At 40.1% G+C, this 11,197-nt stretch carries 13 protein-coding genes; 4 read left to right on the forward strand and 9 right to left on the reverse strand.

The genetic code is table 11. From position 1 onward, the window contains the following. The first annotated feature begins 42 nt into the window (after positions 1-42). On the forward strand, positions 43-1,305 hold the full coding sequence (locus ACWIWK_RS04045; protein ID WP_454151068.1) for an Opr family porin: 1,263 nt from the start codon (positions 43-45) through the stop codon (positions 1,303-1,305). A gap of 20 nt (positions 1,306-1,325) precedes the next feature. Here ACWIWK_RS04045 and ACWIWK_RS04050 read toward each other — a convergent pair whose 3' ends face one another. The 7 genes from ACWIWK_RS04050 to traF (ACWIWK_RS04080) form a co-directional block, all read right to left on the reverse strand. After that, entirely contained in the window at positions 1,326-2,162 is an 837-nt protein-coding gene (locus tag ACWIWK_RS04050) for an MnmC family methyltransferase (protein ID WP_454151070.1), read from the reverse strand. A 7-nt stretch (positions 2,163-2,169) separates the two neighbouring features. Beyond that, entirely contained in the window at positions 2,170-3,357 is a 1,188-nt protein-coding gene (locus ACWIWK_RS04055; protein WP_454151072.1) for a sensor histidine kinase, read from the reverse strand. After that, positions 3,347-4,057 (reverse strand): response regulator transcription factor, encoded by a 711-nt coding sequence (locus ACWIWK_RS04060; protein WP_454151074.1) that lies wholly within the window; start codon positions 4,055-4,057, stop codon positions 3,347-3,349. Before ACWIWK_RS04060 ends, ACWIWK_RS04055 begins: the two co-directional genes overlap by 11 nt. A 47-nt stretch (positions 4,058-4,104) precedes the next feature. Beyond that, the gene (locus ACWIWK_RS04065) at positions 4,105-4,491 is read right to left on the reverse strand and encodes a DUF1104 domain-containing protein (protein WP_454151076.1); all 387 of its coding nucleotides are present in this window, start codon (positions 4,489-4,491) and stop codon (positions 4,105-4,107) included. Positions 4,492-4,597: 106 nt separating this feature from the next. Then, a complete protein-coding gene (locus tag ACWIWK_RS04070) occupies positions 4,598-4,822 on the reverse strand; it encodes a hypothetical protein (RefSeq protein ID WP_454151078.1) in 225 nt (74 codons plus the stop codon). Positions 4,823-4,849: 27 nt separating this feature from the next. Continuing rightward, positions 4,850-6,559, reverse strand: coding sequence for a conjugal transfer protein TraF (gene traF / locus ACWIWK_RS04075; protein WP_454151080.1), 1,710 nt, complete (start codon positions 6,557-6,559; stop codon positions 4,850-4,852). A gap of 47 nt (positions 6,560-6,606) precedes the next feature. Beyond that, positions 6,607-7,740: a conjugal transfer protein TraF gene (traF, locus tag ACWIWK_RS04080; RefSeq protein WP_454151081.1), complete on the reverse strand. Its 1,134-nt coding sequence runs from the start codon at positions 7,738-7,740 to the stop codon at positions 6,607-6,609. Positions 7,741-7,899: 159 nt separating this feature from the next. Here traF (ACWIWK_RS04080) and ACWIWK_RS04085 point away from each other — a divergent pair, with 159 nt between their 5' ends. The 3 genes from ACWIWK_RS04085 to ACWIWK_RS04095 are packed head-to-tail and all read left to right on the forward strand — an operon-like array spanning position 7,900 to position 9,766. Further along, positions 7,900-8,574, forward strand: coding sequence for a hypothetical protein (locus ACWIWK_RS04085; RefSeq protein ID WP_454151083.1), 675 nt, complete (start codon positions 7,900-7,902; stop codon positions 8,572-8,574). A gap of 34 nt (positions 8,575-8,608) precedes the next feature. Continuing rightward, positions 8,609-9,220 (forward strand): orotate phosphoribosyltransferase, encoded by a 612-nt coding sequence (gene pyrE / locus ACWIWK_RS04090; protein WP_454151085.1) that lies wholly within the window; start codon positions 8,609-8,611, stop codon positions 9,218-9,220. Then, entirely contained in the window at positions 9,221-9,766 is a 546-nt protein-coding gene (locus ACWIWK_RS04095) for an RDD family protein (protein WP_454151087.1), read from the forward strand. A gap of 19 nt (positions 9,767-9,785) precedes the next feature. On the opposite strand, the gene purU is transcribed toward ACWIWK_RS04095, so the two are convergent. Further along, the gene (purU, locus tag ACWIWK_RS04100; protein ID WP_454151089.1) at positions 9,786-10,763 is read right to left on the reverse strand and encodes a formyltetrahydrofolate deformylase; all 978 of its coding nucleotides are present in this window, start codon (positions 10,761-10,763) and stop codon (positions 9,786-9,788) included. 155 nt (positions 10,764-10,918) lie between these two features. After that, positions 10,919-11,167 (reverse strand): hypothetical protein, encoded by a 249-nt coding sequence (locus tag ACWIWK_RS04105; RefSeq protein WP_454151091.1) that lies wholly within the window; start codon positions 11,165-11,167, stop codon positions 10,919-10,921. Positions 11,168-11,197 lie beyond the last annotated feature (30 nt).

Below are 11,197 nucleotides of genomic sequence, written 5' to 3' on the forward strand. Positions count from 1 at the left end.
CATTATGCTAAACTTACACATAAGCAAAAACAAGGAATGTAAATGCAAAGAGTGCGATGGATTGGCGCGATTATTATGAGTATATCATTTGCGGGCGTGGAGCTGGCGTTTAGCTATGAAAATATTGATGATGCGCTTTCAAATGGAATCTCTAATGGTGATGTTGTTTTTTATGGTGTGCATACCACTGATACTATCTCACAGCAAGGCATACCAAATGCAAATGCAGGTTATGGTGCTGGCAGTATAGGATTGGCATATCGTTCGGAGTTTTATAAAAATGTCCGTTTTATGATAAGTTTTCGCGCAAGTTCGATGTTTTATCAACTCCACACAGATTCTCTGTGGGGCGATGATATAAACTCTCCGAGCAGAAATGGAAGTAAGGGTGATGGTTCGATGGATTTTTATGCGAGCTATCGCACGATGCTTGGACAAAGTTATGTAGAATATTCAAATGGTAAGACAACCGTGCAAGCGGGGAGAATCTTTGCCAAAGCACAATGGGCGGATAGGCTTGTTGATGGGGTTTATATTAGCAACAAATCCCTACCAGACACTCTTATAGAAGTCTTTTGGGCGAAAAATAATGGCTATGTGCAGTATAACAAAATGACAGCAATGAGCAATGTCAATCCACACAATGTGCTTGGGTTGTTTGGAGTGAGATTAAAACATTCATTTTTTGATGAGATTCTTTCATTGGAGGGCTTTTATAATGGCGCACCAAGCATTTTTAACGCATTTGGCGTGAAACTTAACACAAAATACACGCATTCAAGTGCTTATGTGGGTGGAAGTCTTAGCGTGAGTTCAACATTAGAGGGGAGTCATAGCCTTAAGGGCAATAGTAGGGATAGCTTTGTTGTTGATGCGCGTGCGTATTTGGGGGTTAAGGATATTTTTGAATCAAGCGCAAATGGCTTGGAGCTTAGCGGTGGCTTTATCCAAAGTGGTGCAAATGGCGTTGGTAGCCTTAATATCATTGGGAATAATGTCAGTCCGTTTTTTATGTGGGGAGGGAGAGCGTTTTTGCTCGGTGATGAGGCAAGTCTTGGTTTTGGTAAGATTAACTTCACTCTACATAGAATCTCACTTGCCTTTGTGTATGGCACAACTCGATTTACTCAAAACGCCACGCAAAACGCAACATTTGATAGAGTAAATGAGCTTAATGTGCTTTGTGAGCTTGGTGTTAGTGAGCATTTTATGGTGTTATTTAATTTACTTAACACGCACGGAGGGAACAAGCTGTATTATCCACACCAAAATGCCTTGCACTTTGGGCTAAAGCTCTCATTTTAAGGCGTATGCAACATTTTGGCTTAGATAATACAAGGCTTTAGATGATAAAATTGTGATAAAAGCGCGTTATGGCTTATGTCTTGCTTGCTCATTAAACTTCCAGCGCGAATATCGCGTAACTTTGCCTTGCAATCATATACTAAAAATCCTTGAGATAGTGCCCTGTGCCGAATGACACGACTTTGTGAGTAGGTGCTTAAGATTCCATCTTGCTTTAAAAGGAGTGATAAATCACCAAAAAATTCTGTGCTCCATAGACTTGGATTCTCCTTTGGACTGAAGGCATCGTGGTAAATAATGTCAATACTTTGCTTGGCAAGCATTTTGAGGTAATCTTGTGCATTGCCGATAAAAAGCTCAATGTGAAGTTGCGGTGTGCTATATTGTTGTTTGGTAAGCAAATTATACAGAATCTCTGGGAGCGCAAGATTCTCAAATTCCTTAGGATATGGGAAGTGTGTAAGGTTGTTAAGCATTTTCTCATCAATCTCTGGAGAGTAGATTATGAGGCGACAAGGCAGTCCAAAAAGTGCGTAAAAATACAAAGTGCTAAAAGTGTTATATCCCAATCCAAAACAAATATCAAGGATTGCTAACTCTTTTTTGGTTTGATTGTATGAAATATGAGATAAATATTTTGTGAAAAATTGGTGAAAGTCTTTTGAATCACAGGATTGCAAATCAATATGAAGTTTTGTATCTGTCTCTTTATGTGCGTAGAGTAAAAAAGTCGGCAAAATGTGCTTATACAAACTCTCACTTAATGCCCCGCATTTAAGGCTATGGTAGCATTGAGAGAAGTCTTTGTTATACGCGCTAAAGCTTCCATCTGCGCTCTTGCGTAACTCCAAATTCATATATCCCCTAAGATTCCCAAGAAAGCTTAAAAGTCGCGCCTTTGTTTGGCTCACTCACTACTTGTATTTTTATGTTGTATTCATCACAAATGCGTTTGACCAAACTTAGTCCAATCCCAAAACCACCAGAGCTAGGATTAAAGCGACTATATCGCTCAAAAATTTTTGGCAAATCTTTTGATTGTATCCCAAAGCCCTCATCGCTAATTTCAAATATTCCTTTATCAAGCCTAAGGGCAATACTTCCGCCTTTTTTGTTGTATTTGATAGCATTGCTAAGCAAATTATCAAAAAGTGTTACGATTTTTTCTCTACTTGCCATAATACGCGCAGGCTTAGAATCTAAACTTATGGAGAGCTTTTTTTGTGTGAAAAATGGAGCAAAAAAGTCCAATCGCTCTTCTAAAAGGGATTGTAAATCCAAGTTAGATGTTTTGTCTTGCATACTATGGGGGAAGTTATAAGCTACCAATTCTCGATAAATGTGTCCTAATTGCAAGCACGCAAGTTTAATGCGTCCAATTTTTTTGCGCTCCTCCTCACTTAGATTGTGTGTCTTGAGGGTTTCAATGCTCATTAGCACAATGCTAATAGGCGTATTTGTCTCGTGTGTAGCGTCCTTTATGAAGTCATCAAGTCGTTGTATATGTTCGTTGAGGGGCTTTAAAAATAACCGCACAAGCACAAATGCAACAATGCTCATTATCCCCAGCACAAGCACAAAAATAAGGGCGAGGCGAACTTTGCTCGCAAATATAAGAGAATCTACTTTGCTATCTTGGATAAAGATTCTAAATTTTGAGCGTTTTTTGCTCTTGTGTGGAGAGGGGAGGAATTCTGGGTCGATAATGACTTTATCCTCCACTTCATACACGCCTTTTGCAAATTCATCATCACTAGGATTTTTTAAAAGATTTGAAAAGAGCATTGTTCCATCTCTTTTAAAAATCCCAATATTATGCTCTTTGTTTTGTAGGATTTCGGGCAATGCCTCATCTATGTCGTATTTGTATTTGTGTAAAATATCATTGATTTCTAAGGTCTCTTCACGCAGACTTGCGACTTGTGTAAGGAAAATATTTCGCACTTCTTTTTTGTAAAAAAAGTAAAACAACCAACACAGCAAAATAATGCTCGTGCCAAGATAGAGCGATAAGATTTGTATAATGCTCTTGCGTGTGGAGTTATGGGACATAGCAATAGCCTTTATTATGCTGATTAAGGATTTTATCTTTGCCGATGACTTTGCGGATATTTTTGATATACGCACGCACGCTAAGCTCGCTTGGCTCTTGCCCTAAATCCCATAGTTCATCAAAAATGCGCTCTAAACTCACATAAGTGTTAGGGTTTTGCAGTAATAGAGCAAGCAATTTGCTTTCTTTATGGGTGATACAAAGCACATTGTCATCTTTATAGAGGGTTTTTGTCAGCACATTAAATTTCACACCATTACCAAAGTCCTCAAAGTCCGCATTGCGATGAGAAAACGAACGCTTAAGTAGAGTTTGGATTCGCAATTTTAGCTCTACAAGCTCAAAAGGTTTTTTTAAAAAGTCATCACAACCAGCATCATAGCCTGTTTGTAAATCCTGCATACTTGAGAGGGAGGTGATAAAAATACAAGGCGTTGTTTGATTTGCTTCGCGTAGAAGTTTTAGCAACTCAAATCCAGCGAGTATAGCAGCATTTTGGGAATCTTTGGGGGTGATATATTCTCCCAAAGGCACTTTGACATCTAAAAGCCAAATGTCAAATTTGTTTTCATACACAAGAGCAAGTGCGCTAGAAGCCTCTGTGCAATGCGAAACTTCAAAGCCCTCCTCTTGCAAAAACTCACACAAAATTTCACTTAAAACAAAATCATCTTCTAAGAGGAGGACTTTTGCTGACATTAGATTCCTTGTTTTAAGTGTTGTTTAATCCATATTGTGTGTAAGCACTACTTTTTGCCTGTTGTTTTAGCACCCTTAGCATCTTTTTGCGATTTAGAATCGTGTGATGGTCCGCATTCATTTTTTGGGTCTTTGCAGAACTCATCAAAAGCCTTACTCACAGCCTCTTTTCGAGCTTTAAAGTCCTTTACTTTCATTTTATCAAAAACTTTTTGTTCTTGGTTTTTGATTTTTTCTTTAAGCTCGCGAGCTTCTTTGACCGTCATTTCTTGTGTGCGGTTTTTAACTTCAGCGTGATAGCTTGGCACATCACTTGGCGGTATGCTCCCAGCGATGTCGATAAGCTCTTTGTTGCTCGCTTTGCTAAAATCAGCTGCCATTACAAAACCAGCAAACGCCATACTTACAAATCCTACATACATAAATGCTCTCATTACGCACTCCTTAAAAAATATTAGACAACACAAAGGTTGTCTTAGCGCAAAATTATAGGAAAATTTTGTGAAAGCAATGTGAAGTAGAGAAATTTTCTTTTAAATTTTACATTAAAGCTCTTTGAGCAATTTTATCGCTTATAAGATATACAGAGAGGATAAATCCTATGGTATCAAGCAAAAAAACAATCCAAAATGCGATTGTTGCGTTATTTTCCCTTGCCCTAGAGCGCAACAAAACAAATATGCTTAAAGGAAAGCTAATAAATCCAAGTCCCATATAAATCCAGCCAAACGCACACAAAATGCTTGCGCTAATTAACCCACGCATTTTATTCCTTAATATACCATTGCGCTATTACCAAGTGATTTCGCCACCAATTCTCACACTAAAATACTGCGGGATAGGATAGCCTTGTATTTGTGAGAATCTTGTGCTTGTCTGCAATGCCACATCGAGTATGCCTAAGAGATTTACTCCACCTGTGAGGATAAGTCCATTATCTTGCGCAATATCCACCATCATACCAAACCGTGCATCAACCTTGTGCGTTACGATTCCCACGCCACCACCTATCATTTGAGATTTTTGTGTCTTAGTGGTAAAGGCGATAATGTCATTTTGTGTAAGGTCGGCATCAAAGGCTACATTAAACCCATCTTGTCTATAATACGCCACACCTGCGCGCACCTGTGGTTTAATGGTGATGCCACCCAGCGTGGATTGAAAGGTGGGAGAATTGACATTTTTTGCCACCAAACCAATGGTAAGATAGCGAAATGTTGGTAAATCAATCTCATAAAGCGCGCCTATATCTGTGCCAAAGGCATTATCCGCCCTAAGATTCTTAAAGTCTTGAGCGATATTTTTCATTTCCGCGCCTATGTCAGTATTATTTCTAATGGCAATTTCTTTTTGTTTGCTTAGGGCACTCATAATTTTATAACTTGCACCAAGGCTAAGATTCCCCCACGGAGTGTAAAATGTCCTTGCATACCCAATGGGAATCTCTGTTAAAACAAGTGAAGAAATAGTGATTTTATGTGCTTCCGCATCGCTTATAGTGCTCCCAAGAGAGCCAATAAGTGAGCTAGAATCGTAGGTATTTTTATCAGAGAGTTTGTAAGTATAGCCTGAATCAGAAATTTGAAGCTCATAATACTGCCCGCCAGATTCCAAAATAAGTCCAAGTCTATTTGGATTTGCTCGCAACGAAATGCTTGAATACATAGAGCCAAAGTATCCTGCTGCAAGTGTGCCAAGCTCCTCATTGATTGGAGCAGAGCCAAGCTGGAATACAACACCGCCTTGTGCGTTAAGATTGATATGATTATCTTGTAGAGAGCTCTTTACCGCGGCAATATCACTCATCGACTTATCAAGCCCCTTATCTGAGCCCTTGCTTATGGTGATGTTAAATGGTTTGGCGTTGCTACCACTTCCACCAACTCCCAAGCTATCAAAATCCACGCTCCCCATAACGCTATTAAGCAAATCTTTTTGCACTTGGGTAAAATCGTTTGATTTATTTACTTCGTTTTTAATAGCACTAATTAAATCACTGTAATCTTTGCTCCCACCCTTACTGTTAATGTAGGCTGTGAGCTTGTCTTGTGTGCTTTGTCCAGTGGAGCCTTGCGAAGCAAGCACAGAATCTAACGCGCTACTCACCGTTTTCATCACGCCACTTGTATCGCCACCACCTTTAAAGGTTTCTCCTAGTCTTGTAGCTGTATCTTGCATATTGCTTAAATCAATGCTCCCCAGCCTAGCGATATTTCTCTCACGGATATTTACTCCAGCGGAGTAACCCAATCGAATCTTTGGTGTAGCGGCGAGCAAAGCAGGGTTATAATAAAGTCCAAATGATGAATTCTTTAGTGCGACACCTGCTCCGCCCATACCAGCGGACATATTGCCCATTGTCCCAAATTCTAGCGCATTGCTCGTGCTGAGGCACACAGCTATGCTGAGGTATAGGAGATGAGATTTTTTACTAGATTGCGCAGAGAGTGGCTTGTCTAATTTTTTAAGGACATTTAAAAAAACATTCCTAGAAAATCCCATCGTATTCCTTTACTTTAATGTATCTCCTGCGCGAAATTTTAGAAGCGTTAAAAACTAAATCCTCCGCCTATTTGGATTGCCACATAGCGTGGGATTTGATTCCCATTTGTGTATGGGCTTGTTTGTGTAGAGACAGCGAGTGCTACATCTAAGATTCCAAATCCACCAAGTCCAAGTGATACAATCGCACCATTATCCTGTCGCAAGTCTTTTGCTATGCCCACGCGCAAATCAAAAAAGGCAACATCAAAACTCGCCCCCACACCAATTTTTTGTGAATGAATGATTCCATTGCCAAGAGAAATGACATCATTGTTTGTCAAATCCGCATCAGCAGCGATAGTGATAGAATCTAGCACACTAAAGCTCGCTCCTGCACGCACCTGTGGGCGGATTTTTAAATCATAATCACTAAAGGCAAATGTCGGGCTATTGAGATTTTTTGCCACTAAACCAATGTATAAATCTGAGATTGGCGAGTAGGTTAGCCCCAAATCCACGCCGAAGTTTGAGCGACTTTCTCCACTACCAAATTTGATTCGCTCTATGGTGCTATTCACATCGAAATTTGTATCAAGCGGGGTAACGCTCTTTTGAAAGCTTGCGCTTAAGTATTTCACACTCACGCCAAGTCCTAATGTGCCAATCGGTCCATCTAACTCCACTCCATACGCAAGCGGGACTTCAGTAAGCCTCACAGAAGCAAAGTTAAAGTTAATCCCTGCGCCATTGACATTGTTTCGATTAGTTGGTAAATACCCGCTAAAGCCCGCTGTGCCATAAGCATTCATCACTACACCAATTCCAGCTGTGCCATAGCCAAGTCCCCCAATTCTTAGCGAAAGTGCGCCTTGCAAGCGCGCTCGTAACTCATTGTCTTTTAGGAGAGTGTTAAAGTTTTGCACATCTTGTATGTTGTTGAGTTCGCTAGAAACTACTTTAAGCATATTTTTTTCATTGAAAGTGCCACCAGCACTATATCCTACTTCAAAGTAACTATTATTTGCGATAAGCGCAGGATTGAAAAACAAACTTTGTGAGTTGTTTTTAAACGCTACTCCAGCTCCGCCCATACCAAGTGATTTATTCCCTACTTCTATGAATTCCAAAGCACTTGCATTCGCACAAAAGCTCACACACGCTATACTTAAAATCCCTAATGATTGTTGCCATTTTTTCATTTTGTATCCTTTAAAGTGTTATTTTACATAATGTAGTTATTTCGCCACTTTGTCGTAAGATTGTAGCATAAAATTTCATCAACTCGCCATTGTTCCTCAAAATAAATGCTAAAATACAGCTAGGATTGTATTTTAAAATAAAGTTAGGATTCTAAAGAGATGAAAAAAGTTTTATTGTTGTGCTGGGCGTTTTGTATGGTGGTGAGTGCGGCATCTATCAGTATCACAAACAAACAACCACTTGAATTAGAAAACGACTTAATGCCACAAGATGAGGTTTTACAAGAAGTCGCAAAGACTAAAACCAAGCTTTTAGCACGGCTTGTCGATGAAAAGATTCCAGATGATAGAGATGTGCGTAATAAATTTTATGCAGGCGTTGATGTGGGTGTAGCGTATAATCCAAAGGGTGGATTTGGGTATTACATAGGCACGCAAGTGGGATACAATTTCGTGGTTCAGCAAAACAACTCTTTGCGTATATTTGCCTTTGCTGATAGATTTGGTAATGCTATTGGAAGTTATCATATTAGCTTTCCACAGCGTGATTTTAGCATTTGGCGTGTGGGAATCTCAGCAGAATATCGCGCTTACTTTCATCAGTATTTTGGGTTTAAGGTGCGACTCCTTAGCTATGGGATACGCAATCTCACGCACGAATATGCAGGCACTGCTCCTCGCGCAGAGAGAAAGGTAGGATTTTTGCCCACTATTGCCTTTGGTCCTGTGTTTAACTATAAATACCACGAAGTTTTTGTCGGCTTTGATATGCTTGATTATGATGTAAAAGATAGTATAAGTATGAACTTTTTGCAGTATAGTTTTAAATTTTAATATGTATTTTATCATTATGTAATGGAGAAAAATAATGCTTGATGTCAGGGAAATTTACACACAATCAAACGCTCTTTTAGAGGGGCATTTTTTGCTTAGCAGTGGGAATCATTCAGCTTTTTATCTGCAATCTGCCAAAGTACTAGAGAATCCAAAAATAGCTCAAAGACTTGCTGAGGAACTCTCACGCAAGATTTTGGATTTTGGGCTTAGCATTGATTGTATTTGCTCGCCCGCATTAGGTGGGATTTTAGCAGGGTATGAGCTAGCGAGGGCATTAGGCGTGCGCTTTATTTTTACCGAGCGTGTGGAGAGAGTGATGACTTTACGCAGGGGATTTGAAGTAAGCAAAGGTGAGAAAATTTTAATTTGTGAGGATATTATCACCACAGGTGGTTCTGCTTTAGAATCTGCGCATTGTGTAGAGGCTTTAGGTGGTGAAGTTGTGGGATTCGCTGGGTTGGCAAATCGGGGATTTTGCAAGCGCGTAGATTCTCCCATATCGCGCAAACCTCAAGCCAAACTCCCACAAGACAAGCCACTTTTTGCCCTAGCAGATTTTGAGTTTGAAATCTATGAGCCACAAAACTGTCCATTATGTAAAAATGGCTCAAAGGCAATAAAGCCGGGCAGTAGAGGGAACTAAATGCGTTGGCGTGATGTCAAAAAGGGCGCAAAAAAACAAGCCAACGATTACAACGATACGAAATCACCTAAAAAAGCTCCATTTTACCTATCACAGCGCATTATAGCCTTTATTACTGATATGTTTATGATAAATATGCCAATTTTATACATCGCTACTTATGTGGTTTTAGGCTCAAAGGAGGCATTTGTAGAGAATCAGGGCGTGATTTTTGTTTGTGGGTTACTCTTTGGCATAATCCTCTCTATTATGTTTTCGCTTAGCGGGCAATCTCTTGGCTACCGCTATGTGCGCTTAAAGCTCATAAGAGACAATCCACAAGCACAAAACACCCACCAACACAATGCTAGCGTAGATTCTGCTCCTAGCACGCAAGAAGTGCCTAGCTTTTTTATAGCATTTTTGCGTTATGTTTTGTGGATTGTAAGCGTGGTGAGCATTTTTGGAATCTTAATCGCACTTTTTCGCAAAGATTCTAAAACTTTATATGACATTGTTTGTCGCACGAAAGTCATCGCTATGAGCGAGCCACCACAAGCAAATTAGACTTAGACTTGAAATCCCCCTAAAACACAATCGTTTTATTCCCGCTCACAAACACCCTGTCATTTAGCACCAAATCAAGCGCGTGGGCGAACACGGACTTTTCCACATCTCTCCCCGCTTTTTGCATATCGCGCCAGCTATACGCGTGGTTTATGTGGATAATGTCTTGGGCGATGATTGGTCCTTCATCGAGTTTGTCGGTTACAAAATGCGCGGTCGCGCCGATGATTTTCACGCCTCTTTGGTGGGCTTGTTTGTAGGGATTTGCCCCGATAAATGCGGGCAAAAAGCTATGATGAATGTTGATGATTTTACCCGCATAACGCGCCACAAAATCAGGGGACAAAATCCGCATATATTTCGCTAAAGCAAGCAAATCAGGGGAGAATCTATCGATAATCTCGCGTAACTTCGCCTCGTGTGCTTGGCGTGAAATCCCCTCGCTATCCACCCAAAAAAACGGAATGCGAAACCGCTCTACCAAATCGCGCAAATCCGCTCGATTGGCTATCACAGCCTTTATTTTGGCGTTTAGCTCGCCACTCTCCTCGCGCAATAATAAGTCGCCTAAGCAGTGATTTTCTTTGGTGGCTAAAATCACTAGCGATTTTTTGCTTGCCTTTTTTAGCGCGATTTGCGCACTACTTGGCAAAATGGATTTTAGTTTGTCTTGTATGTCTGTTATAAATTTGCAATCTAGCACGGATTCTGAATCTTCCCCCTCCCGTGCGGAGGGGGTTAGGGGGAGGGTAGAGTCATTGCGAGAATCGCAACGCGATTCGTGGCAATCTCTTTTAGAATTTAAACCCCCGCTAAAATCCAAACTATCATTACAAACCTCCACCACAAAGCAAGTCCGCAGGAAAAACAGATTATGCTCGCTATCGACATACTCATCTTGTCGCTGTATATTTGCCCCCGCTTCATAGAGCACACGCGAGATTTTATACACCAGCCCCGCGCTATCTTGCGTGGATATGAGCAATGTATAACGCATTTTCACCCCTTTAAATTCTAGAATTTAAACCCTGCAAACGCGCTTTTATTTAAGAGTGCTAGATTTAATAATTTTCTTCTAAAGTAGCGTTGTAAATGCTATACGCAATCGCGCAAAATGCCAAAAAAATCGCCCCAAAAATCACATATTCCATTTTATTTCTCCTTTTTTGTTTTGTTAATTTTGTAGATTTCTTTGATGATTTTTCTCATTTTTTTGTTGAGAAATATCGCAAGCACAGCAAATATCAAAGAAGTGCAGCAAGCAACGATGACAAGCCACATTTGAGCATTGTTGTAGTTTGTCGCTATCCAGCCTACAAGGGCTAAAAAAGTCGCCACAACAATCCCAAAACAAAACTTAAAATATCCTAAATCCTCTTTTAATCCGTCTAGCTTGGGCATTTATTATCCTTAAAATCGACACTTGATATG

Source organism: Helicobacter sp. 23-1048, assembly GCF_053654545.1.

Bases quoted from the DNA above. Each gene is read 5' to 3' on its own strand.
- ACWIWK_RS04045 (WP_454151068.1), top strand. From the start codon at position 43: ATGCAAAGAGTGCGATGGATTGGCGCGATTATTATGAGTATATCATTT.
- ACWIWK_RS04050 (WP_454151070.1), bottom strand. From the start codon at position 2,162: ATGAATTTGGAGTTACGCAAGAGCGCAGATGGAAGCTTTAGCGCGTAT.
- ACWIWK_RS04055 (WP_454151072.1), bottom strand. From the start codon at position 3,357: ATGTCCCATAACTCCACACGCAAGAGCATTATACAAATCTTATCGCTC.
- ACWIWK_RS04060 (WP_454151074.1), bottom strand. From the start codon at position 4,057: ATGTCAGCAAAAGTCCTCCTCTTAGAAGATGATTTTGTTTTAAGTGAA.
- ACWIWK_RS04065 (WP_454151076.1), bottom strand. From the start codon at position 4,491: ATGAGAGCATTTATGTATGTAGGATTTGTAAGTATGGCGTTTGCTGGT.
- ACWIWK_RS04070 (WP_454151078.1), bottom strand. From the start codon at position 4,822: ATGCGTGGGTTAATTAGCGCAAGCATTTTGTGTGCGTTTGGCTGGATT.
- traF (WP_454151080.1), bottom strand. From the start codon at position 6,559: ATGGGATTTTCTAGGAATGTTTTTTTAAATGTCCTTAAAAAATTAGAC.
- traF (WP_454151081.1), bottom strand. From the start codon at position 7,740: ATGAAAAAATGGCAACAATCATTAGGGATTTTAAGTATAGCGTGTGTG.
- ACWIWK_RS04085 (WP_454151083.1), top strand. From the start codon at position 7,900: ATGAAAAAAGTTTTATTGTTGTGCTGGGCGTTTTGTATGGTGGTGAGT.
- pyrE (WP_454151085.1), top strand. From the start codon at position 8,609: ATGCTTGATGTCAGGGAAATTTACACACAATCAAACGCTCTTTTAGAG.
- ACWIWK_RS04095 (WP_454151087.1), top strand. From the start codon at position 9,221: ATGCGTTGGCGTGATGTCAAAAAGGGCGCAAAAAAACAAGCCAACGAT.
- purU (WP_454151089.1), bottom strand. From the start codon at position 10,763: ATGCGTTATACATTGCTCATATCCACGCAAGATAGCGCGGGGCTGGTG.
- ACWIWK_RS04105 (WP_454151091.1), bottom strand. From the start codon at position 11,167: ATGCCCAAGCTAGACGGATTAAAAGAGGATTTAGGATATTTTAAGTTT.